Source organism: Paenibacillus sp., from assembly GCF_035645235.1.
GTDB lineage: Bacteria > Bacillota > Bacilli > Paenibacillales > YIM-B00363 > Paenibacillus_AE.
In genome coordinates this window covers 1-23687 of sequence record NZ_DASQMZ010000135.1, presented here as the reverse complement: position 1 = coordinate 23687, position 23687 = coordinate 1, and the positions used below count along the sequence as shown (strand labels likewise).

25 protein-coding genes, 1 tRNA gene and 1 pseudogene are annotated in these 23687 nt (G+C 62.5%); all 27 read left to right on the top strand.

Annotation, left to right across the window (positions count from 1 at the left end):
- The first annotated feature begins 76 nt into the window (after positions 1–76).
- Positions 77–256: a DUF2768 family protein gene (locus VEZ38_RS13380; protein WP_324894178.1), complete on the top strand. Its 180-nt coding sequence runs from the start codon at positions 77–79 to the stop codon at positions 254–256.
- Positions 257–271: 15 nt separating this feature from the next.
- Positions 272–565 carry a 2Fe-2S iron-sulfur cluster-binding protein gene (locus tag VEZ38_RS13375; RefSeq protein ID WP_324894176.1) on the top strand — a complete coding sequence of 98 codons (294 nt, stop codon included), beginning with the start codon at positions 272–274 and terminating at the stop codon, positions 563–565.
- 16 nt (positions 566–581) lie between these two features.
- Positions 582–1214: a hypothetical protein gene (locus tag VEZ38_RS13370; protein WP_324894175.1), complete on the top strand. Its 633-nt coding sequence runs from the start codon at positions 582–584 to the stop codon at positions 1212–1214.
- A complete protein-coding gene (locus tag VEZ38_RS13365; protein WP_324894173.1) occupies positions 1202–1540 on the top strand; it encodes a 2Fe-2S iron-sulfur cluster-binding protein in 339 nt (112 codons plus the stop codon). Before VEZ38_RS13370 ends, VEZ38_RS13365 begins: the two co-directional genes overlap by 13 nt.
- Positions 1534–2262, top strand: a complete 729-nt coding sequence (locus tag VEZ38_RS13360; protein WP_324894171.1) for a hypothetical protein — start codon at positions 1534–1536, stop codon at positions 2260–2262. The genes VEZ38_RS13365 and VEZ38_RS13360 overlap by 7 nt, the downstream gene beginning before the upstream one ends.
- A 296-nt stretch (positions 2263–2558) precedes the next feature.
- Positions 2559–6476 (top strand): annotated as a pseudogene (locus VEZ38_RS13355) (fibronectin type III domain-containing protein); the annotation flags it as partial.
- Positions 6477–6820: 344 nt separating this feature from the next.
- A complete protein-coding gene (gene spoIVA / locus VEZ38_RS13350) occupies positions 6821–8299 on the top strand; it encodes a stage IV sporulation protein A (protein WP_324894167.1) in 1479 nt (492 codons plus the stop codon).
- Between the two features lie 228 nt (positions 8300–8527).
- Positions 8528–8800: an HU family DNA-binding protein gene (locus VEZ38_RS13345; RefSeq protein WP_324894165.1), complete on the top strand. Its 273-nt coding sequence runs from the start codon at positions 8528–8530 to the stop codon at positions 8798–8800.
- A gap of 94 nt (positions 8801–8894) precedes the next feature.
- A tRNA-Pro gene (locus VEZ38_RS13340) sits at positions 8895–8971 on the top strand.
- A 62-nt stretch (positions 8972–9033) separates the two neighbouring features.
- A complete protein-coding gene (mtrB, locus tag VEZ38_RS13335; protein WP_324894163.1) occupies positions 9034–9255 on the top strand; it encodes a trp RNA-binding attenuation protein MtrB in 222 nt (73 codons plus the stop codon).
- 108 nt (positions 9256–9363) lie between these two features.
- Positions 9364–9906 carry a hypothetical protein gene (locus tag VEZ38_RS13330; protein WP_324894161.1) on the top strand — a complete coding sequence of 181 codons (543 nt, stop codon included), beginning with the start codon at positions 9364–9366 and terminating at the stop codon, positions 9904–9906.
- A gap of 99 nt (positions 9907–10005) precedes the next feature.
- A complete protein-coding gene (locus VEZ38_RS13325) occupies positions 10006–10848 on the top strand; it encodes a heptaprenyl diphosphate synthase component 1 (RefSeq protein WP_324894159.1) in 843 nt (280 codons plus the stop codon).
- 9 nt (positions 10849–10857) lie between these two features.
- Positions 10858–11574: a demethylmenaquinone methyltransferase gene (locus VEZ38_RS13320; protein ID WP_324894157.1), complete on the top strand. Its 717-nt coding sequence runs from the start codon at positions 10858–10860 to the stop codon at positions 11572–11574.
- Entirely contained in the window at positions 11571–12437 is an 867-nt protein-coding gene (locus VEZ38_RS13315) for a UbiA-like polyprenyltransferase (RefSeq protein WP_324894155.1), read from the top strand. Before VEZ38_RS13320 ends, VEZ38_RS13315 begins: the two co-directional genes overlap by 4 nt.
- A gap of 5 nt (positions 12438–12442) precedes the next feature.
- Positions 12443–13057, top strand: coding sequence for a flavin prenyltransferase UbiX (locus tag VEZ38_RS13310; protein WP_324894189.1), 615 nt, complete (start codon positions 12443–12445; stop codon positions 13055–13057).
- Positions 13041–13922, top strand: coding sequence for a menaquinone biosynthesis protein (locus VEZ38_RS13305; protein ID WP_324894153.1), 882 nt, complete (start codon positions 13041–13043; stop codon positions 13920–13922). The genes VEZ38_RS13310 and VEZ38_RS13305 overlap by 17 nt, the downstream gene beginning before the upstream one ends.
- Positions 13923–14891, top strand: coding sequence for a polyprenyl synthetase family protein (locus VEZ38_RS13300; RefSeq protein WP_324894151.1), 969 nt, complete (start codon positions 13923–13925; stop codon positions 14889–14891).
- A gap of 100 nt (positions 14892–14991) precedes the next feature.
- The gene (ndk, locus tag VEZ38_RS13295; protein WP_324894149.1) at positions 14992–15435 is read left to right on the top strand and encodes a nucleoside-diphosphate kinase; all 444 of its coding nucleotides are present in this window, start codon (positions 14992–14994) and stop codon (positions 15433–15435) included.
- 33 nt (positions 15436–15468) lie between these two features.
- Entirely contained in the window at positions 15469–16293 is an 825-nt protein-coding gene (locus tag VEZ38_RS13290) for a protein-glutamate O-methyltransferase CheR (RefSeq protein ID WP_324894147.1), read from the top strand.
- Positions 16294–16361: 68 nt separating this feature from the next.
- Positions 16362–16532, top strand: coding sequence for a hypothetical protein (locus tag VEZ38_RS13285; protein WP_324894145.1), 171 nt, complete (start codon positions 16362–16364; stop codon positions 16530–16532).
- Positions 16533–16745: 213 nt separating this feature from the next.
- Positions 16746–17909: a chorismate synthase gene (gene aroC, locus VEZ38_RS13280; protein WP_324894143.1), complete on the top strand. Its 1164-nt coding sequence runs from the start codon at positions 16746–16748 to the stop codon at positions 17907–17909.
- A gap of 1 nt (position 17910) precedes the next feature.
- Positions 17911–19017 (top strand): 3-dehydroquinate synthase, encoded by a 1107-nt coding sequence (gene aroB, locus VEZ38_RS13275; protein WP_324894141.1) that lies wholly within the window; start codon positions 17911–17913, stop codon positions 19015–19017.
- Positions 19018–19029: 12 nt separating this feature from the next.
- Positions 19030–19398, top strand: a complete 369-nt coding sequence (aroH, locus tag VEZ38_RS13270) for a chorismate mutase (protein ID WP_324894139.1) — start codon at positions 19030–19032, stop codon at positions 19396–19398.
- Between the two features lie 264 nt (positions 19399–19662).
- A complete protein-coding gene (trpE, locus tag VEZ38_RS13265) occupies positions 19663–21225 on the top strand; it encodes an anthranilate synthase component I (RefSeq protein WP_324894137.1) in 1563 nt (520 codons plus the stop codon).
- A 22-nt stretch (positions 21226–21247) separates the two neighbouring features.
- On the top strand, positions 21248–22291 hold the full coding sequence (trpD, locus tag VEZ38_RS13260) for an anthranilate phosphoribosyltransferase (RefSeq protein ID WP_324894135.1): 1044 nt from the start codon (positions 21248–21250) through the stop codon (positions 22289–22291).
- Positions 22278–23072: an indole-3-glycerol phosphate synthase TrpC gene (gene trpC / locus VEZ38_RS13255; protein ID WP_324894134.1), complete on the top strand. Its 795-nt coding sequence runs from the start codon at positions 22278–22280 to the stop codon at positions 23070–23072. Before trpD ends, trpC begins: the two co-directional genes overlap by 14 nt.
- The coding region (locus VEZ38_RS13250) for a phosphoribosylanthranilate isomerase (RefSeq protein ID WP_324894131.1) at positions 23069–23687 on the top strand (619 nt) is incomplete at its 3' end. The genes trpC and VEZ38_RS13250, both read left to right, overlap by 4 nt.

Below are 23687 nucleotides of genomic sequence, written 5' to 3'. Positions count from 1 at the left end.
CGCGCTGTGTATACTGTTATGAAAATGAAAATGCGCCGCCGGACGTTCCTACGGCGGCTGTCCGGGAGGTAAGCCCATGTCGCCGTTGGATAAAATGTGGGCGTCGTTCGTAGCGATCGGGCTCATGGCGTTCGCCTCGCTGCTCATCACTTATGCGCGAGCCAAGACGACGGGCGCCGTGCGCCTCGTGCTGTCGATCGTGGCGTTCGTCATGCTCGTCGCGATGCTGCCGTTCGCGCTCTTATCGATGCTATAATTCGGAGGACAAGCTATGTTGACGCTGAAGGGCAGGACCGTCGTCAAGACGGTCGAAGCCGAAATCGGGAAGTCGCTGCTCGATCACGCGCTCGCGCACGGGATCGACGTGGGCTTCTCCTGCACGCGCGGCACGTGCGCCCGCTGCCGCTGTTACGTAGAGGAAGGACGAGCGCTGTTGAACGAGCCGACCGACGCCGAATTCGACCGATTGGACGAGGACGAAATCGAACAAGGCTATCGGCTCGGCTGCCAGGCGGTCATTCGACGGACGGGCGACGTGCGCGCCGTCAACCGCACATATTTCTAATCGAGGTGTAATTCGCATGACCCACCCACTGCCGCAGCCGCTCGCGGAGGCGCTCGGCGTCGCCGCCGATCGATGGGCCTCGCTGCCGCAGCCATGGCTCGTCGGCGGCAGCTGCGGCCTGGCGTTCCACGGCGTGCGGATCGATGCCGCGCCGCGAGACCTAGACGTCTACGTCGACGTCGACGGGGCGTCCGCGTTCCATCGGGCGCTCGCCGCGTACGCGACGGACGAGCAGCAATGTAACGTAACGGAGCGGTATCGCTCTACGTTATCTCATTATACGATCCGCGGCGTCGTTCTGGAGCTCGTCGCGGGCTTCGAGGTTCGCGCGGAAGGGGCGTTGTACCGGATCGATATCGCGGGTCTGTTGCTCCCCTACGCGGCTACGCGGGAGCTGGAAGGCGCCCGCGTTCGGGTCGCCCCGCTTGCGCATGAGCTTGCGTTCAACCTGCTGCGAGAGCGGTCCGATCGGTACGAGCGGATCGCCGAGGCGATGCGCGCCGATCTTTCCGCGCACCTTCCGGCGCTTCGCCGCCTCGTGGCGGCCAACGTATTCGACGAACGTTGGAGAGCGCGCATGCGCGAGCTGCTCGGCTTGCCGGCGGACGCCTTCGCGGGCGGCGAGGAGGCGAACGTATGCCGCGACTGACGTTCCTGCCGGACGGAAAGACGATCGACGTCCGTCCGGGAACGACGGTGCTTGCCGCCGCGCGGCAGGCGGGCGTCGGCGTCCGAACGCGGTGCGGAGGCGTGGCGGGCTGTTTAATGTGCAAGGTGAAAGTGCTGGAGCCGGATCGCGTCTCCCCCCCGACCGAAAGCGAGCGGCGGAAGATGGGCGACGCGGTCGACGGCGAGCGGCTGGCTTGCCAAACGAAGGCAGCCGGGGACGCGACGATCGTCGTCCCGGAGGATCCGCTGAAAGCGGCCGTTCGCCGGCAGCTGGAGAGGCAGAAGGAGGACGATGCGTTATGGTGATCCGCGCGGCGAAGCGCCTCGCGGCGCTGCTGCTCGTGCTGGCGCTTTGCGCGGGCTGCATGTACCGGGGCGAAATCGAACGACGACAGCAAAATCCCGCGTTCGTCCGGGAGGAGATCGATCGGGTCGCGTCGGCGGTGGAGCGGTACTACAAAGCAAGGGGCGTGTATCCGATAAAGAACGCGGACGCGTCGACCCCCGTCTACGAAAAATACGTCATCGACTTGAATAAGCTCGTGCAAACGCAGATGCTGAGCTCGATTCCCGCGAATGCGTTCGAAGCGGGCGGCCATTATTATTATTTGCTCGTCCATCCGGAGACGGAGCCCGTCGTCATGCTGATGGACTTGTCCGCCGTGCAGCGCGTCGCCGATCTGCAGCGCGCGATCGACGCATACCGGCAGGCCAACGGGCGTCTGCCGACGGGGACGGAGACGTCGCCGGGCTTCTTCGCGATCGACTACGCCGCCTTGAAGACGGAACCGCTGCAGATCCGCAGCGCGTATTCGAATCAATATTTGCCCCTCTTGCTGCACGGCTCCGGCGAGGCGCTGATCGATTACAGCCTCGACATCGTGAAAGCGGCGAAGGAAGCCGCCGGCGATCCGCCGCCAGACGGGGCGGACGCGCGGGAATGGCTTGCGAAAGCGTCGCCGCTCGCGCCGGTTCGCTCATTCCCGTACGTATGGGCGGACGGCGAGCCGACGCTTGCAGCGAAATAGGCACGGCAAGACCCATCCATCACACGCATGCACCTAGAGGGCATGCGTTTCTTGTCGTTCGGAATGCAAGCGTGAGCTTTTCGTCGCGCAGATAGCGTTCCGAATAGGAACTTCATAAATTCACAGTACGGCAGAGCCGTTTTCAACTGAAAAGAAAGTACAAACCATCCGACGAGTCGTGTCATGATGGGAAGGGAGGTGAGGCGGCGATTTGCGGCGAAGATCCCGAAACTATTCCGCAGGGATCCTGGAGGAACTTAGGCACGCCAAACGCGAAAAGGAGGAATACGTAACGCATGAACAACGCACGCAAAAGATTGGGTAGGGTTGCGGCCCGCGCGGGGCTCGCGCTGACGCTGCTGCTGTCGGTCGTTCCGCTGCCGACGGCTTCGGCGGCGACAATAAATGTAACCGCTTACGGGGCCAACGGGGGCGACGGCGCGGACGACCGGCAAGCCATTCAGAACGCGATTAACGCAGCAAACTCGGGGGATACGGTTTATATCCCGAACGGCACTTACTACCTCGCTTCGGGCGGATTGGTCGGCAAGTCCGGCATCAAAATCCAAGGGGAGAGCCGGAACGGGGCGGTCCTTCGGTACACGACCACTACGGACGGGGTCATGTTGAACCTGACCAACACGTCTTCCGTGGAGGTCTCCCAGCTTACGTTCTGGGGGAACGACTACACGCTTGCAGGGATCAATCTCGATAACTCGGGCGGCTTCGCGAATCAAGGCAATCACTATTTTCATCACAACTTGTTCAAGGAGTTCACGAAGTCGACCGGGTTTGCGCCGTTCGGCATCATGACCGCCAATTCGGACAATAACGTGATCGCCGACAACGAGTTCATCAACATGGGCGTCAATTCCGACTGGGGCGCCGGGATTCGGGCCGGATGGAATTCGAATTACACGAAAATCCTGCGCAATACCGTAGACGGTTCCGGCCGCGGCGCGATCTTCGCCAACGACGGCTGCGTGGGCGTCGAAGTCTCGGGCAACACCGCGACTCGTTCCGGTATGGCGGAGCACGGATTATCCATCGAGCTTCATACGGACTGCGACTACTCGATCGTCGAGGACAATCATGTCGATCATTGGCTGAGCGTCGTTCGCTCCGAATATACGGCGACGCGCCGTAACTTCGTCGGTACGAACAGCGGCGTCGTGCATGGTATGGGCCTCGAAATTATGGCGCATCATTCGATCGCGACCGACAATATCGTCGATAACGGACAGCAAGTCGGCATTCAGCAATCGTCCGGCTCCGGGTATCAATATTGGGGTTATAACCAGGTTCGTAACATGGTCATGTGGGGCATGCAGCTCCAAGGGGAAGGCGCCGAGGCGCCGCAGCAGTATCAATATTTCTACAAGAATACGTTCGAAAATACGCAACGCAACAATCCGCAAGCCGCTTATCCCGGCTACGCGGGCAATGCCATCCGGATTCACGGCAATTCGATCAACATGACGTTCGACAGCAACACCATCATCAATAACGGTCGGAAAGGCATCGAGATCACGCCTTCCGGCGGGACGGATCGCTTGAGCTTCATTAATAACGTAATTACGGGCAATCAAGAGGACTCCATCGACCAGTATCCGTCCAGCGCGGCGCATCTGGAGTGGAGCAACAATACGGTCAGCGGCAACGGAACGAATACGCAGCTGACGAGCCGCGGCTTCACCAACCCGAAACCGACGGCGAACTTCACGGCGCCGACTTCGGTGCAGCTTGGGCAATCGGTGACGTTCACGAACACGTCCTCCGACAACGGCAGCATCGTCGAAAACCTGTGGGATTTCGGCGAAGGCGTTCCGTCTACGGCCGTAAGCCCGACTTATACGTACCAGGAAGCTGGCACGTACCGCGTCACGCTCGTCGTATGGGATAACGAGGGTCGCGCAAGTCTTAAGGAACATACGATTAACGTCTATGCAGGTCCGCCGGATACGCAGGCGCCTTCCGCGCCGACGAATTTGTCCGCGCCGACGAAATCGAACGTGACGGTCGATCTGTCCTGGTCGGCGTCGACGGATAACGTAGGCGTGTACGGCTATGAAGTGTATCGCAACGGCACGCTCATCGGCACGACGACGGGCGCCAATGCAACGACGTTCACGGCTACCGGCCTCACGCCGAGCACGACGTACAGCTTTACGGTGAAAGCGAAGGACGCGGCGGGCAACGTTTCGGCGGCGAGCAACACGCTGAACGTGACGACGGACGCCGGCGATACGCAGCCGCCGACCGCACCGTCCAATTTGATTTCCACCGGGAAGACGGATACGTCCGTAAGCTTGTCCTGGTCTGCTTCCTCGGATAACATGGGCGTAACGGGCTATGATATCTACGCGGGTTCCACGTTGGTCGCTTCGACGACCGGCGCGAGCAGCACGAATCATACCGTTACCGGCTTGGCTCCGGCCACGACGTACAGCTTCACGGTGAAGGCGAAGGACGCTTCGAACAACGTCTCGTCCGCCAGCAACGCGGTGTCGGTGACGACGGATCCGCTAGCGAACTGGGTACATTGCGCGGGCGAAAACAACACTTGCAGCTTCGAAGGCACGAAGGAAGTGCGCTACGGCGCGAACGGAAGCTATGTGAAGGGCACCTACACGAATTCCGTCATGTGCTCCAACAACGCTTTCGGCACCGACCCGGCACCGGGTTACTATAAAACTTGCGACGTGAACCTCGCCGGCAGCGGCGGAGGCGGCGACACGCAAGCGCCTACCGCGCCGTCGAACTTGACGTCGCCGTCGAAGACGAGCAACAGCGTCAGCCTGTCTTGGTCGGCTTCGTCCGACAACGTGGGCGTGACGGGATACGACGTCTATAACGGCTCCACGCTGGCGGGTTCCACGACGAGCACGTCGTATACCGTCTCCGGCCTGTCGGCGAGCACGCAGTATACGTTCACGGTCAAAGCGAAGGATGCGGCGAACAACGTCTCCGCGGCGAGCAACGCCGTCACGGTGACGACGGACGCGCCGGCTGGCGATACGCAGGCGCCGACGGCTCCGTCGAACTTGACGTCTCCGTCGAAGACGGATACGAGCGTCAGCCTGTCTTGGTCGGCATCGTCCGACAACGTAGGCGTCACGGGTTACGACGTCTATAACGGCTCCGCGCTTGCAGGCTCCACGGCAAGCACGTCGTTCACGGTCAGCGGATTGTCGCCGAGCACGTCGTATACGTTCACGGTGAAAGCGAAGGACGCGGCAGGCAACGTCTCCGCGGCGAGCAACGCCGTCTCGGTGACGACGAACGCATCGTCCTCCGCAAACTGGGTATATTGTGCTGGCGAGAACCAAACGTGCAGCTTCAGCGGCACGAAGGAAGTGCGCTACGGCGCGAACGGCAGCTACGCCTACGGCACCTTCACCAACTCCGTAGCTTGCGCGAATCACATCTTCGGCGACCCGGCTCCGGGCAGCTATAAGACTTGCCACGTCAACGAAGGCAGCGGCGGCGGAGGCGACACGCAAGCGCCTACGGCTCCGACGAACCTGACGTCGCCGTCGAAGACGAGCACGAGCGTCAGCTTGTCCTGGTCGGCTTCGACCGACAACGTCGGCGTGACGGGCTACGATGTGTACAACGGTGCCACGCTGGCAGGTTCTACGACGAATACGAGCTATACCGTATCCGGTTTGACGGCGAACACGCAGTACACGTTCACGGTAAAAGCGAAAGATGCGGCGAACAATGTCTCCGCGGCGAGCAATTCGGTCAGCGTGACGACCGACGCGCAGGGCGGCGGCGGCAGCGGCAGCGTCGTTCGCGAATACTGGACGGGAGTGTCCGGCAGCGGCGTGTCCAGCATCCCGCTGAATACGGCGCCTACCGGAACGGAAGTCCTGACGAGCCTGCAAGGACCGACAAACTGGAACGACAACTACGGCACGCGCATTCGCGGGTACATTACGCCTGCGACGAGCGGCACGTACACGTTCTACATTTCGGGCGACGACGAGAGCCAGCTCTGGCTGAGCACGAACGCCGATCCGGCGAACAAGACCATGATCGCGAATGTCCATGAGTATACCGACCCGCTGCAATGGAACAAGTTCCCGAACCAGCAGTCGAGCGGGATCTCGCTGTCCGCCGGTCAGTCGTACTACTTCGAAATTCTGCACAAGGAAGGCGCCGGCGGCGACAACCTGGCCGTCGGCTGGACGGGACCGGGCATCTCCTCGATCACCGTGATTTCCGGCAGCTATTTGTCTAGCTACTAATAGCAACATGTTTGCAAGCAACGCCTCTTATAGATTTCTATAAGAGGCGTTTTTTCGTGTTTTCGAACATAAATGCCCGTTCCGCGCAATACACCTAAGAAAGGTTCATCGTTCGGGCGTGCGGCCGAGCGGACGAGGGGGCGGGCCAAAAGCGTGGATAAAAAATAGTCATATCGGGCGCTAAAGTACATATAGTGATACTAGTCCATTTGCATGTACGAGTTCCGGCGTCTCCACATAGGCATGCCTTGAGCGGCGTACGGCGAAATCCTCACGAAACCAATACGAACTGGGAGGAGATCTCATTGGAAAAAGTCGATATCTTCAAGGACATCGCGGAGCGGACCGGTGGCGACATCTATTTGGGGGTCGTGGGCGCGGTCCGCACGGGGAAGTCCACCTTCATCAAGCGCTTCATGGAGGCGGTCGTCCTTCCGAACATCCCGAACGAGGCCGAGCGCGCCCGCGCCATCGACGAGCTGCCGCAAAGCGCCGCGGGCAAGACGATCATGACGACGGAGCCGAAATTCGTTCCGAATCATGCGGTTCGCATCCGCGTCGCGGAAGGGCTCGACGTGAACGTGCGCATGGTCGATTGCGTCGGTTACGCCGTCGAAGGGGCGAAAGGGTACGAGGACGAGAACGGCCCTCGCATGATTTCCACGCCTTGGTTCGAGGAGCCGATTCCGTTCCAGGAAGCCGCGGAGATCGGTACGCGCAAGGTCATTCAAGAGCATTCCACGCTCGGCGTCGTCATTACGACGGACGGCACGATCTCCGACATTCCGCGCGGGAATTACGAGCATGCGGAGCAGCGCGTCGTCGACGAGCTGAAGGAAGTCGGCAAGCCGTTCATCATGATCGTCAACTCGACGAAGCCGCGCGCGCCGGAGACGCTGGAGCTGCGCGCCGCGCTGGCGGAAAAATACGATATCCCGGTGATCGCCGCTAGCGTGGCGACGATGACGGAGGACGAAATTTACGGCGCGCTCCGCGAAGTGCTTTACGAGTTCCCGGTGCACGAAGTGAACGTCAACCTCCCGAGCTGGGTTATGGTGCTCGACGAGCGTCACTGGCTGCGCTCGAGCTTCGAAAACTCCGTTCGGGAGACGGTCAAGGACATCCGTCGTCTGCGCGACGTAGACCGCGTCGTCGGTCAATTCGGCGAATACGAGTTCATCGAGCGCGCCGGTCTGTCCGGCATGAATATGGGGCAGGGCGTCGCCGAGATCGACCTGTTCGCGCCGGATGAGCTGTATGATAGAATTCTCATGGAAGTCGTCGGCACCGAAATCCGCGGCAAGGATCACCTGCTGCAGATGATGGTCGAATTCACGCATGCGAAGCGCGAGTACGACCGCTTCGCGGAGGCGCTGGAGATGGTAAAGACGACCGGTTACGGCATCGCGGCCCCGTCCCTCGAGGAGATGGCGCTCGACGAGCCGGAGCTCATTCGTCAAGGGTCCCGCTTCGGCGTGCGGCTGAAGGCGACGGCGCCGTCGATTCACATGATCCGCGTCGACGTCGAGAGCGAGTTCGCGCCGATTATCGGCACGGAGAAGCAATCCGAAGAGCTGGTGCGTTATCTGATGCAGGATTTCGAAGAGAACCCGGTGAAGATTTGGGAGTCCGACATTTTCGGCCGGTCCTTGCATTCCATCGTACGCGAGGGCATCCAAGGCAAGCTCGCGATGATGCCGGACAACGCGCGCTACAAGCTTCAGGAAACGCTCGCCCGCATCATCAACGAGGGCTCCGGCGGCTTGATCGCGATCATCCTGTAACGCCGCTTTCTAGCGACTCTCCGCCCGACGGGCGGGGAGTCTTTTATTTTATGACGTAAACAAGATGCTTGCCAATCCTCATAGATTTGATTTATGATATGGAATGTCCCGGGTTTCCTTGGGAAATCCTTGGTAAAGCGATGCGTTTTCACTTAGGGAATGTATATTCTTGCAGGAAAACGTAAAGACAATGAGTAAGACTCTTATGCTTAATGGGAGGTGAATGGAATGAACAAGACGGATTTGATCGCGAAAGTCGCGGAAACGACGGAGTTGTCCAAGAAGGACGTGACGAACGTGGTGGAAGCCGTGTTCGACTCGATCGCCGACGCGCTGCAGAACGGCGACAAGGTGCAACTGGTCGGCTTCGGCAACTTCGAGGTGCGGGAGCGTACGGCGCGCAAGGGCCGCAACCCGCAGACGGGCGAAGAAATCGACATCCCAGCGAGCAAGGTTCCCGCTTTCAAGCCGGGTAAGGCGCTGAAGGACGGTATTAAATAAGTTACATAGGGACTGAGGAGAGGCCGTGGACGAATCCGTTCGCGGCCCTTTACTGTTTCGCGGGATGTTGATATAATAGCCCTTGTTACGGTTTCGGGGTATGGCGCAGCCCGGTAGCGCGCACCCTTGGGGTGGGTGAGGTCACAGGTTCGAATCCTGTTACTCCGACCATGATTGAGACATCGTCGAGTCGGTGTCTCTTTCTTTTTTTGTACATAAGGGAGGGCTCCAGATTGGAAAACGGCCAAAACGATTACTTCGTCGTCAAAGCGAAGGAAAACGGCGTGCACGTCATCGGCTTGACGCGCGGGGCGGACACCCGGTTTCACCATACGGAAAAGCTGGACAAAGGCGAGGTGATGATCGCGCAATTCACGGACCATACGTCCGCGGTGAAAATTCGAGGCAAGGCGGTCGTCATGACGAAATACGGCACGATCGAAACGGACGCCTAAAGCATCCTTCTCCGTTCCGACTCCCGCGCATACGAGGACAAACGGCAGGCATAGCCTGCTTTTTTTGTTTGTACAATGTTTTATAGGGGTGGGAAGGGGCGGATAAGGATGAGAGCGTTCATTCGGATCGGCGCGGCGATCGGCCTTTCGATCGGCGTCGCGTTGCTGATTTCTTGGATCGGGGAGTTGGACGGAGGCATCGCGACGAGCGAAGGAGAGCCGGTGGCCGCGTTCAGCGACCACCGGACGCGACCGTTGACGGAGGAGACGATCGTCGACGAGCTGGTCGCGCTCGGGTTGACCGCGGACATTCGTCGCGTCGCGGTCGGCGCGTCTATGCTCGAAGTCGATCTTGCGGCGGTGCCCGAAGCGGCCGACGAAGCGGCCATCCTCGCCGACATGGGGTCGCTTGCGAGGCTGGCGCTGGCGGAGTCCGACAACATCTCCCGCGTATTCGTCCGGGTGCTGGAGCCCGTCGACGGGAAGCGCGGCGGAACGCTGCTGCTCGCGCTGTCCGGGGCGAAGTCCGAGTTCCGCGAGGCGGATTTGCAGCGGCTGCGTGACGGCGAACGGATGCCGGACGCGTGGCTGTCGGAGAAGATGCGGCTTACCGTTACGGAACGTTGGCGCGTCGCCGCGGAAGGGCGGTAGCTCCCGCGCCCGCCGTGCGTCCGTATGATCGTTATGCTATAATGTCAAGAATGAATAACGAACGTACGAAGCACGACATCGGAGGAGAGCTCTTACCGCATGGACGGAATCAAGGAATCGGCCAGAAAATATACGGAGCACGACTTGATCAACGCGCACGCGCAGCTGCCCGAATTTCCGGAGCTGCGCTCGAGAGCGTTGACGGCGTTTCTGAAATACGCGACGTCGACGGCGCCGCATCCGAAGCTGCAGGAGGCGATCGCGCTCGCCGTATCGCTCATGCAGCACGGCCTCGATACGCACGAACTCGTGGACGGCGGCGGAGAGCCGCGCCGCCGGCAAATGACGGTGCTCGCCGGAGATTATTTCAGCAGCCGGTTTTATCAGCTGCTGTCGCAGGCGGAAAGCGTGCAGGCGATCGGCCTCGTCTCGCAGGCCGTTTGCGAGGTGAACCGGCTCAAGATGAATGTGTATTTGAAGGCGAAGCGGCTCCTCTTGACGGCGGAGGAATATGTTCGTTCGACGGTCGATATCAATACGCATCTGTTCCTGACGTTCGGTTCTTGGATGGACGAAGTATACCGCAAGTCGTGCCCGGCCGTCCTGCGCGCGATGGCCGAGTGCGAGCTGATCGCAGGCGAGCTCGGCCGGTTGCGCCCGGACGGCGCGGCGAACGGATGGGCGTATTGGTACGTCGTGGAGAACGGCACGGCCGAGGAGGTCGAGCTTCTGGTGAAGGGAAAGCTCGACGCGAGCCGCTGGCAAGCGTTGCTGTTAAAATATAATCTGATCGGGCGGCTGACGGATCGGTGGGAGACGAGTCTCGCCGAGCTGCGTTCGCTGCTGCGAACCGTCGGCTCGGACAAACTGGCGGAAGAGCTCCAGCGGCTGGCGGAGCCGCTCTTCGCGCTGCGTCAGCCGACCCGAGCGCGGGAAATTTGAGGTGAGCGCGTGAGCGTACATAATAAGGAAAAACACGTCCATTCCGTATTCGAGAGCATCGCACCGAAATACGATCTCATGAACGACGTGATCAGCTTCCGCCGCCATAAAGCATGGCGCGAGTACACCATGAAACGAATGAACGTGCAGCCCGGGCAATCGGCGATCGACGTATGCTGCGGCACGTGCGATTGGACGATCGCCCTCGCCCGGGCGAGCGGCACGGGCCGCGTCGTCGGGCTCGACTTCAGCCGCAATATGCTGGAGATCGGCCGCGAGAAGGTGAAGGGCGAAGGGCTCGATCGGCAGGTCGAGCTCGTGCAGGGCAACGCGATGGAGCTGCCCTTCGAGGACGACAGCTTCGACTTCGCGACGATCGGCTTCGGCCTGCGCAACGTCCCGGATATCGACGTCGTGCTCAAGGAGATGAATCGCGTCGTAAAGCCTGGCGGGAAGGTCGTTTGTCTCGAGACGTCGAAGCCGACCGCGGAGCCGTTCCGCACGGTCTACTATGCGTATTTCGAGCATCTGCTGCCGCTGCTCGGGAAGTGGTTCGTCAAGCGGTACGAGCAGTATAAGTGGCTCCCGGAATCGCTGGCGTCTTTCCCGAACCGGCAGGAGCTCGAGGAGCGCTTCCGCGGAGCGGGGCTGACGGACGTGCAATCGCACGCGTTCTTCTTCGGCGCCGCGGCATTGCATATCGGAACGAAGGTGTCGACGAGATGAACAAAGTCAAAGTGTTCCTTGAGATGATTAAGTTCGAGCATACGGTGTTCGCCCTGCCCTTCGCGTATATGGGCGCGATCCTCGCGGCGACGACGTCGACCGGCGCGCTGCCCGCTTGGTCCGACATCGGCTGGATTACGCTCGCGATGGTCGGCGCCCGGAGCGCCGCGATGGGGCTGAATCGGGTCATCGACGCGGCGTTCGACGCGGAGAACCCGCGGACGGCGCTGCGCGCCATCCCGGCAGGCCTTCTATCGAAGAAGGAAGTGCTCGTATTTATCTCGGTATCGTTCGCGCTGTTGTTTTTCGCCGCGGCGCAGCTCAACCCGCTCTGCGTCCGCCTGCTTCCGGTCGCCGTCTTTTTTCTTACCTTTTACTCGTACACGAAGCGTTTTACTTGGCTGTGCCACGTCGTACTCGGCGTCACGATCGCGCTGGCGCCGCTCGGCGGCTGGGTCGCGGTGACCGGGGCGTTCGATCCCGTCGCGCTCGTCCTGTTCGGCGCGGTCGCGTTCTGGGTGGCCGGCTTTGATATTTTGTACGCTTGCCAAGACGTCGATTTCGATCGCCGCAGGGGGCTGCATTCGATCCCGGCTCGCTTCGGCGTCGCCCGGGCGCTGCTCATCGCCCGCAGCTTCCATGTGCTGACGGCGGTCGGTCTCGTCTCGATTTGGGCGATGGCCGACCTCGGGTGGGCGTACGCCGTCGGTCTTGGGATCGCTTACGCCGTATTGGCTTACGAACACGCGCTGGTGAAGCCGCATGATTTGTCCCGCATCAACACCGCCTTCATGACGATGAACGGCATCCTCAGCTTGGTGATGTTCGTCTTCACGCTGATCGACGCGGCGCTGCTCGCATGAAGACGATGCAGCGAGGATGGATCGTCGGCATCACCGGCGCCAGCGGGGCGGCGTACGGCGTGCGGCTCGTCGAGCGGCTGCTCGATTTGGGCATCCCGGTTCACCTTGTGGTGACCGACGCAGGTTGGCGGGTATTGAAGGAAGAGCTCGATTGGGACGCGGCGCGGCGAACCGCGACCGTCGAGGAGAAGTTCGGCGGCCGGAGCGCGCCGATTCGGTATTATCCGAATCAGGATATCGGCGCGGCCGTCGCGAGCGGCACGTTCCGGGTGCACGGCATGGTCGTCGTTCCCTGCTCGATGGGGACGCTCGCCGCGATCGCGCGGGGCATGTCCGACAATTTGCTTGAACGCGCGGCCGACGTTACACTGAAGGAAGGCCGCAGGCTGGTGCTCGTCCCGCGGGAATCGCCGCTGCATGCGATCCACCTGGAGAACATGCTGACGCTGGCCCGCATGGGCGTTCGCATCGTGCCGGCGAGCCCGGGATTTTACAACCGCCCGAGCACCGTCGAGGAACTCGTCGACTTTCAAGTCGGCAAGACGCTCGACAGCATGGGCATCGATCACGAACTGTATCCGCGTTGGGGAGAGGGAGCGCCGCATGACGAAGCCGAGTAACGAGACGGAACGCATGCGGGAGATTCGCCTCGGCAAGATCGTATTCACGAACGTGTGGCCCGTATTTTATCGATTCCCGCCGCCGGCCTTGGAGGGACGGATTCGCGTGACGACGCAGACGCCGACGGAGCTCAACGCGGCGTTGTCGCGCGGGGACGTCGACGTAGCTTCGGTGTCGTCGTTCGCCTACGCATTGCATGCGGACAAGCTCTTGCTGCTGCCCGACTTGTCGGTCAGCGCGAAGGGCGCCGTCGGCTCGTTGTTTTTGTTCGCGAAGCGGCCGCTCGCCGAGGCGCTGCCGGGGCGAATCGCGCTCGCGACGACGTCGGCCACCACCGTGCACCTGCTTAAGATCATCATGGCGAAGCGATTCGAATTTACGCCGGAGTATGTAGATCTAGCGCCGAATTTGGATACGATGATGGATACGTGCGACGCGGCGCTGCTCATCGGCGACGACGCGATTCGCGCGCGAGCGCTCGCGGAGGCGCGAGGCTTGCACACGTACGATCTATGCACGCTCTGGACGGAGTGGACGGGCCTTGGCATGACGTTCGCCGTATGGGCCGTCCGGGAATCCTGGGCGGAGGCCCGGCCGGAGGACGCAAGCACGGTGCACCAAGCGCTGCTGGCCGCCAAGCGGGAGGGAACGCGCCTCCCGGAGGACCTCTTGAAGGACGCCGTCCGGAAGGTCGGAGGCGATACGACGTTCTGGCGCAATTATTTCTCCGCCTTGATCTACGACTTCGGCGCATCGGAGCGGCAAGGCCTCGAGCTGTACCTCCGCTTCGCGGCGGAACTCGGGTTTCTCCCCGCCGCCCCGCCGCTGCGATTATGGCGATCCCACTACGACGCAGGTGAATGAATGAAGCTACTGGACCTATACGCAAAGATGCAGGACGACATTCAATATATCGAACGCAAGCTCGACGAATCGGTGCGATCCGACGACGCGGAGCTGAACGACGCTTCGCTCCACCTGCTCAAGGCGGGAGGCAAGCGGCTTCGTCCCGTCTTCGTGCTGCTGTCCGGCCGCTTCGGCAAGTACGATCTCGAGCGTTTGTCTCATATCGCGGTCGCGCTCGAGCTCATCCACATGGCGACGCTCGTGCACGACGACGTCATCGACGATGCGGCGACGCGCCGCGGACAGCCGACCGTCAAGGCGAAGTGGGACGAGCGGATCGCGATGTATACCGGAGATTACATCCTCGGCAAGGCGCTCGCCGTCGCCGCCAATCTGGAGCATCCGGACATCCATCGCATCTTGTCGAAGGCGATGGTACAGATGGTCATCGGCGAGATGGAGCAATTCCGTCTCTTTTACCGGCTGGATCAGTCGGTTCGAGACTACCTGCTCCGGATTCGACGGAAGACGGCGCTCTTGATCGCGGTGTCTTGCCAGCTGGGCGCGCTCGCCGCGGGCGTGCCGCGCTCGCAGTCGGAGCGGCTGTACGCGTTCGGCTACAACGCGGGCATGGCGTTCCAAATTCGGGACGACATCCTCGATCTGAAAGGGACCGAGAAGCAGCTCGGCAAGCCTCCCGGCAGCGATATGCGGCAAGGCAACATCACGCTGCCGGTGCTGTACGCCATGCGCGATCCCCGCGTACGGACGGCGGTGGAAGCCGCGACCGCGGGGGCGGAGCCGGACGAGGAAGCGCTCGGCGCCGCGATCGCGCTCGTGCGGGGGCACCCCGGGCTGAAGGAAGCGGACGCCTTGTCCCATCGGTACATCGACAAGGCGATCGCGGCGCTTCGAGCGCTGCCGGACGTGCCGGCGAAGCGGGATTTCATCGCGATCGCCAAATTTATCGCGGATCGCTCGTACTAATTGCGGTCTCGCGGGTATGCCTCGACCGTTCGGGGTTTACAATGAAAATTGATTACATAAAAAATCCCAAGAACCACATTGCGGAAAGGAATGGTAACGGATGCAAAGAACGTACTTGATGGTCAAACCGGACGGCGTCCAGCGCGGACTCATCGGCGAAATCATCTCTCGCTTCGAGCGCAAAGGCTTTCAGCTCGTTGCGGCGAAGCTCATTCAGGTGACGCGGGAGCAGGCGGAGTTTCATTACGAGGAGCATAAAGAGAAGCCGTTCTTCGGGGAGTTGGTCGATTTCATTACGTCCGGTCCGGTGTTCGCCATGGTGTGGCAGGGCGACGACGTCATCGCGCTGTCCCGCCTGCTGATCGGAAAGACGAACGTCATGGATGCGCAGCCCGGCACGATTCGCGGCGACTTCGCGGCGCACACGCCGAGAAACCTCATTCACGGCTCGGACAGCCCCGAGAGCGCGGAGCGGGAAATCGGGAATTTCTTCGCGGCCGAGGAGCTGCTCGGCTACGACAGAGCGATTCAACGCTGGATTTAGCGATGCCTGACGGGACGCGGGGGAGGCGGACGCATGGGGGACGAGCTGCGGGAGCGAGAAGGCGAGCACGATCCGGATTACGCTTCGTTCGTAACCGGCTTCAAGATGCTGACGGGAATCGACTTAAACCAGTATAAAGAAGCTCAGATGAAGCGAAGGCTGACGACGCTGCGCCAGCGCCGCGGTTACGACTCGTTCGCTTCCTACTTTCCGGCGGTGCAGCGCAATCGGGAGCTGCTCGCCGAGCTGCTCGACCGGATGACGATCAACGTGTCGGAGTTTTGGCGCAATCCGAACCGTTGGGAGGTGCTGGAGGGGCGGTTCCTCCCCGAGCTGCTCCAACGGTCCAGGCGGATCAAATGCTGGAGCGCCGCCTGCTCCACCGGAGAAGAGCCGTATTCGCTCGCGATGATTTTGGCGAGGCAAGGGGCGCTTGGGGACGCGAGGCTCGTCGCGACCGATATCGACGACAACGCGCTCGCGAAAGCGAAGTTAGGGGTCTACCACGAGCGGAGCCTCAAGGACGTTCCGAAAGCATATATAGATGCGTACTTCCGAAAGGAAGGGGAGTCCTACTACGTCGCCGACGAGCTGAAGCGCGGGGTCGCCTTCGCGAAGGGCAATCTGTTGACGGATCCGTTCGACGGCGGATTCGATCTTATCATCTGCCGCAACGTCATGATTTACTTTACCGAGGAAGCGAAGGCGCTGCTTTATCGGAAGTTCTCCGACGCGCTGCGGCCGGGGGGCATCCTGTTCGTCGGATCGACGGAGCAAATCTTTTCCCCCGGCCAGTACGGCTTGGCTTCCGCCGATACGTTCTTCTACCGGAAGACGGCTTCGCCCGACGATGTATAGACGTTTCCAACAATTCCTATACTAAGGGTATGGAGCTGTTTTATACGGTCAGGAGGAGCCTCCACAACATGGACAAACGTAAAGTCATCGCGGCCTACCGGCGCGGATTTCTGACGATTCAAGAATGCGCGCAAATTTTGGGCATCGATTCGCCGCAGATCATGAAGCTGGTGAACGATCCGCAGATGTCCGAATCGAAGCCGTTCGCCCTTCCGAAATCCGCGGCGAAGACGGTGTAAGACGATGAGCGAAACCCCCGGGACAAACGTCCGCGGGGGTTTCGTCGCGATTGGCGCGGGGAGGCGGGCAAGGGGGTATCCCTCTCTTGCCAATGGTGGTAGACTTGACATATAATAATGCAAAACGCATTCGCGCATGAAAGCGTTAAAGTCTCGAAGAACGTTTTCGGGCTCGACGGACAGGCAGCGGGAAGATCAAAGGAGGAACCGGGTTTGAGGTTTTTAACGGCGGGGGAGACGCACGGACCGCAATTGACGGTCATTATCGAGGGCATGCCGAGCAACGTGCCGCTGACGGCGGAGTCGATCAACGAGCAGCTCGCAAGACGGCAGAAGGGCTACGGCCGCGGCCGGCGCATGCAAATCGAGAAGGACGAAGTCGCCATCGTCGGCGGCGTGAGACACGGGAAGACGACGGGCGCGCCGATCGCGCTCGTAGTTTATAATAAGGATTGGAAAAACTGGACGTCCGTTATGGGCATCGAGCCGGTCGAGGGCGATTCCGAGGCGAAGCGGCGGGTCAACCGTCCGCGTCCGGGCCACGCCGATCTCGCGGGCGGCATTAAATATAACCAGCGCGATCTCCGCAACATCCTCGAGCGCTCGAGCGCTCGGGAGACGACGGTGCGCGTCGCGGTCGGCGGCGTCGCCCGCGCCTTGCTGGCGCACTTCGGCATCGCCGTCGGCGGGCATGTCATTCGCATCGGGGACATCGAGGCGCCGGCGGCCGACTTGCCGCTCGAGCAGCTCATCGCGCTCACCGAGGAGTCGCCGGTTCGCGTCGTCGACAAGGCGACCGAGGAGCGGATGATCGCGGCGATCGACGCGGCGAAGGCCGACGGCGACACGCTCGGCGGCATCGTGGAGACGATCGTCGAGGGCGCGCCGATCGGTCTCGGCTCTCATGTGCAGTGGGACCGCAAGCTCGACGGACGCATCGCGCAGGCGGTCGTATCGATCCAGGCGTTCAAAGGCGTCGAAATCGGCATCGGCTTCGAGGCGGCCAAGCTGCGCGGCTCGAAGGTGCACGATCCGATCCATTACGACGAGCAGCAAGGCTTCCACCGGCCGACGAATCGCGCCGGCGGCTTCGAGGGCGGCATGACGACGGGCGAGCCGATCGTCGTGCGCGGCGTCATGAAGCCGATCTCGACGCTGTACAAGCCTCTGGCGAGCGTCGACATCGACACGAAGGAGGCGTTCACCGCGCAGGTGGAGCGCTCCGATACGTGCGCGGTGCCGGCGGCCGGCGTCATTATGGAGAACGTCGTCGCTTGGGAAGTGGCGCGGGCGATGGTCGAGAAGTTCGGCGGCGATTCGATCGAGGAGATGCGCCGGAACTACGACGCCTACCTCGACTATGTGAAGGAATATTAAGATGAGCGGAACGGAGCAGGTGCGGGAGCTTCAGGTCGAGCTGGGCGATCGTTCGTATCCGATCTATATCGGACAAGGCCTCCTCGGGCGGTTCGGCGAAACCGCCGAGAAGCACGGCCTGCCGAAGAAATCGCCGATCCTCGTCGTGACCGACGAAGCCGTCGGGTCGCTCTACCTGGAGCGGGCGACGGCTTCGCTCGCGGCGTCGGGGTATGTCGTCGCGAGCCATACGGTCGAAGCCGGGGAGCAGGCGAAGCGGCTCGAGTCGCTCGGCGACATCGTCACGACGGCGCTCTCCGCGGGGCTGGACCGCGATTCGACGATCATCGCCCTCGGCGGCGGCGTCGTCGGCGATCTCGCCGGCTTCGCGGCGGCGTCCTACATGCGCGGCGTACGGTTCGTGCAGGCGCCGACGACGATTCTCGCGCACGATTCGAGCGTCGGCGGGAAGGTGGCCGTCAATCATCCGCTGGCGAAAAACATTATCGGCGCCTTCCATCAGCCGGAGTTCGTCCTTTACGATACGGAGACGCTTGCGACGCTGCCGCCGAGAGAGGTGCGCTCGGGCCTTGCGGAGGTCGCCAAGCACGGGCTCATTCGAGACCGCGAGTTTACCGCGTGGTGCGAGACGAACGCGGAGAAGCTGCTCGCGGTCGAGCCGGACGCGCTGTCCTATGCGCTGCGCGAAGGCTGCGCCGTCAAGGCGTGGGTCGTCTCGCAGGACGAGCGCGAGGGAGGGCTGCGGGCGATTTTGAACCTCGGCCATACGATCGGGCATGCGCTGGAAGCTGTCGCAGGGTACGGTGAGCTGACGCACGGCGAGGCGATCGCGATCGGCATGTGCGGCTCCGCGCGCCTCGCGGAGCGGCTCGGCTTCGCGGCCGAACCGGTGTACGAGCCGACGAGCCGGCTGCTCGCGAAGTTGGGGCTGCCGACGTCGCTGCCGTCGCACTACGATACGGGCGCGATCATGGAAGCGATGATGCACGACAAGAAGTTTCGCGGCGGACAGATGGTCTTCGTGCTGCCGAAGGCGATCGGCGAGGTCGACATCGTTAAGGGCATTCCGTCGGAGGTCGTGAAAGAAATCGTCGAATCGTTGAAATAGGGAGAGGAAAGCATGGTTAGCAGGGGAATACGGGGAGCGACTACGGTAGAGCATAACGAAGAACAGGAAATCTTAAGCGCGACCGCGGAGCTGCTTTCCACGATCGTCGCCGATAACGGCTTGTCGCCCGAGGATATCGCTTACGTGTACATTACCGTCACGACGGACCTCGACGCGACGTTCCCGGCCCGCGCGATCCGCGGCATGGACGGGTGGGACCTCGTGCCGCTCATGTGCGGTCTCGAAATTCCGGTGAAAGGCGCGCTGCCGCGCTGCATACGGCTGCTGGTTACCGTCAACACGACGAAATCCCAAAAGGAAATCAATCATGTGTATTTGAACGAAGCGAGGGCGCTCCGCCCGGATCTCGCGAAGCGTTGACCGAGAACGAATCGTTGGTGTATAGTGGGAGGTAGCCGAGTAGAGCCGAGAGCAGTTTTGAGATGAGTGGAGCGTAGTCGAGCAGAGAACTAAGCGTACCCCGGATTCGGGCAGGCGTTCTTCGCGTTCAGCGATGGACGATCGGCTCGTCGCGGGCATGCTTCCTTTTCCATTGCGATGAAACCCACCGGCCTCTACGTTCCGTAGAGGTCTTTTGTTTTTCTAGGCGTCATACGGCAAATTCGAAGACGGAGGCGTTCGTGTATGAAGTATCCTACCCGCGAATCGTTCGGGCGATATGCCCGCGAGTACAACTTGATCCCGGTGACCCGCACGCTGCTCGCCGATACGGAAACGCCGATTCGCGTCTTCCAGCAATTTTGCGAGGATCCGCACGCGTTCCTGCTCGAGAGCGTCGAAGGCGGCGCCAAGTGGGCGCGGTATTCGTTCATTGGCACCGATCCGTTCCTCGTCGTGCGGGGCAAGTCCGGCACGCTCGAGATCGAACGGTCCGGGAACGTCGAGCGCGTCTCGGAGCAGCCGATCGACTTCCTGCGCGGTTTGCTGAACTCGTACCGCAGCCCTCAATACGAAAATTTCCCTCGGTTCATGGGCGGCGCGGTCGGCTTCTTCGGCTACGACCTTCTCCGCTATTACGAGAAGAAACTGCCGCCGCACAAGGTCGACGACCTAAAGATGAACGACGTCCAGTTTATGTTTTGCGACCAGTTGATCGTGTTCGATCACCTGAAGCAGCATATGGTCGTCGTGGCGAACGCGCACGTGCCGGAAGGCGCCGGCGAGCGGGAGCTCGATGCGGCGTACGCCGACGCCGAGGCGCGCATCGACAGGGCCGTCGCGCGGCTGCATGGCGGCGGCGGCTCGGCGGCGAACGCGTTCTCGCCGCGTTCCCCGCACGGGCCGGTCGCGATCGGACCGGACGATTATACGTCGAACCTAAGCAAGGAAGCGTTCATGGGGAACGTGCGGAAGGCGAAGGAGTATATTCGCGCCGGGGACATTTTCCAAGTGGTGCTGTCGCAGCGCTTCGAGATGGAGACCGACGTCTCGCCGCTTCACGTGTACCGCGTGCTGCGCACGATGAACCCATCGCCGTACATGTATTACCTGAAGATGGGCGAAGAGCGCATCGTCGGCACGTCGCCCGAGCTGCTCGTGCGCGTCGAGGGCGGCAAGGTGCAAACGCGGCCGATCGCCGGCACGCGCCCGCGCGGCAAGACGCCCGAGGAGGACGCCCGGCTCGAGCGGGAGCTGCTCGCGGACGAGAAGGAGCTGGCCGAGCATCTGATGCTCGTCGATCTCGGACGCAACGACATCGGACGCGTATCCGTGCCGGGCACCGTGCACGTCGACGCGTACATGGAGGTCGAGCGGTACTCGCACGTCATGCACATCGTCTCGAACGTCTCGGGCACGATGCGGGAGGACAAGGATTTCTACGACGCGTTCCTCTCCTGTATGCCGGCCGGCACCGTCTCCGGAGCGCCGAAGCTGCGCGCGATGGAAATTATCGCGGAGCTCGAGCAGGAAGCGCGCGGCGCGTATGCGGGCGCGATCGGCTACCTCGGCTTCTCGGGCAACCTCGACACGTGCATCACGATTCGAACGATCATCTTCCGCGGCGGCAAGGCGTACGTCCAGGCGGGGGCGGGCATCGTGTGGGATTCCGTGCCGGAGAAGGAATACGAGGAGACGGTCAACAAGGCGAAGGGCATGCTGACGGCGATCAAGACGGCGGAAGCCATCTTCGGTTCGACGGACCGCGAGCCCGTGACGGTGAACCAGGATTACTACAGCAAGCCTTAGGGAGCCAAGGGGGGGACGAACGATGAGCGAGAAAACGGTGCTTCAACGCGCGCTCGCGTCGCTGTTGGACGGCGCGTCGCTGACGCGCGAGGAGGCGCAGCGCGTCATGGAGTCGATTATGGACGGCGAGGCGACGCCGGCGCAGATCGGCGCGCTGCTCGCGGCGATGCGGATGAAGGGGGAGACGGCCGACGAGGTGGCCGGCTTCGCGGCCGGCATGCGCGCGAAGGTGAACCGCGTCGAGACGGTGCAGGAAGGGCTGCTCGATACGTGCGGAACCGGCGGGGACGGCATGCATACGTTCAATATTTCGACTGCGTCGGCGATCGTCGCGGCCGCCGGCGGCGTGCGCGTCGCCAAGCACGGCAACCGGGCGATGTCGAGCAAGAGCGGCAGCGCCGACGTGCTCGAGGCGCTCGGCGTCAATATTTCGCTCGGCGGCGAGCAAGCGGCGGCGTGCCTTCGCGAGGTCGGGCTTTGCTTTATGTTCGCGCAGGTGTACCACCCGTCGATGAGGCACGCGGCCGCCCCGCGCCGGGAGCTCGGCGTGCGCACCGTGTTCAACTTGCTCGGTCCGCTGACGAATCCGGCGGGGGCCGATCGGCAGCTGCTCGGCGTATTCGACCGGTCGAAGACCGAGCTGATGGCCGAGGTGCTGAGGGAGCTCGGCACGGCGCGGGCGCTCGTCGTCGGCAGCCACGACGGGCTGGACGAGATCAGCTTGTCGGCGCCGACGCGGGTGACGGAACTGAAGGACGGAAAGCTGCGCACGTACGACATTACGCCCGACGACCTGGGCCTTCGCGCCTGCGGCGTCGAGGACATCGCGGGCGGCGACGCGGCGGAAAACGCGGAGACGATCCGCATCGTGTTCGCCGGCGCGAGGGGGCCGTACCGCGACATCGTGCTCGCGAACGCTGGCGCCTGCTTCTACGTGGCGGGCCTCAGCGGCACGCTGCAGGAAGGCGTGAAGCGCGCCGCGGACGCGATCGATTCCGGCGCGGCGTCGCGTAAGCTCGAACATTTGGTGAAGACCACGGGGGCGCTCAGTCATGTTTCTGGATAAGATCGTTGCGGTGAAGAAGGAAGAGGTCGCTCGGCTGAAGGAGCGCACGAGCGTGTCGGCGCTGGAGCGGGAGATCGCAGGGATGCCGGCGACGCTAGGCTTTCGCGCCGCGCTCGTCGAACGCGCGCGGCGGCCGATGGGGCTGATCGCCGAGGTGAAGAAGGCATCGCCCTCCAAGGGGCTCATTCGTCCGGACTTCGATCCGGTCGCGATCGCGCAGTCGTACGAGCGGGCGGGCGCGGATTGCTTGTCGGTGCTCACCGACGAGCCGCATTTCCAAGGCGCGAACGCGTATTTGACGGCGGTGCGGCAGGCGGTGCGTCTGCCGCTGCTCCGGAAAGACTTTACGATCGATCCGATTCATATTTACGAAGCGCGGGCGATCGGAGCGGACGCGATCTTGCTCATCGCGGCGATTTTGACGAAGGCGCAGATGAAGTCCTATTTGGCCGAAGCGTCGGCGCTCGGACTGGACGCGATCGTCGAGGTGCACGACCGCGAGGAGCTCGACGTCGCGCTCGAGCTGGGCGCGAATCTCGTGGGCATCAACAACCGGAATTTGAAGACGTTCGCCGTCGATCTCGCGACGACGGAAGAGCTGCTGCGGCAAATCCCGAAGGATCGGTACGTGGTATCCGAGAGCGGCATCTCGTCGCCGGCGGACGTCGATCGGGTGCGGGCCGCCGGCGCGCGCGCGGTGCTCGTCGGCGAGCACTTCATGCGGCAGCCGGACGTGGCGGAGGCGGTCGTCGCGCTCATGGGCGAGCCGGCCGCGCGATGAGCGCGCCGCTGCTGAAGGTGTGCGGCCTGCGCGACGAGGCGACGGCGGCGGCCGTCGCGCCGCTCGCGATCGACTACGTCGGCTTTATCTTCGCGCCGAGCCGGCGCCGAGTAACGCCCGCCGAAGCCGGCGCGATGATGGCGGCCGCGCGCGCGGCCGGCGGGCGCCAGCGGTTCGTCGGCGTGTTCGTGAATCCGACGCTTAACGAGCTTGCGGCGACGCTGGCCGAGGCGCCGCTCGACGCGCTGCAGCTGCACGGCGCGGAGACGCCGGACTTCGTCCGCGAGTGCCGCGCGCGCTTCCCGGACGTCGACGTCTGGAAAGCGCTCGGCGTAGGCGGCGAGGCCGACCACGGCGCGGCGGCGGTCGAAGCGAGACTGGCGCCGTTCGCCGGCTCGCTGGATGCGCTGCTGCTGGATGCGTACGACCCGGTCGTCGGCGGAGGCACGGGAAAGACGTTCCGCTGGGACGTCTTGCCGACGTATGCGGCGTGGACCGCGCGGGAGGGCATTCCGCTTTTCGTCGCGGGCGGGCTGCATGAGGGGAACGTCGCCGAGCTGTTGGCGTCGCACGCCGACGTCGCCGGCGTGGACGTGTCCAGCGGCGTCGAGACGG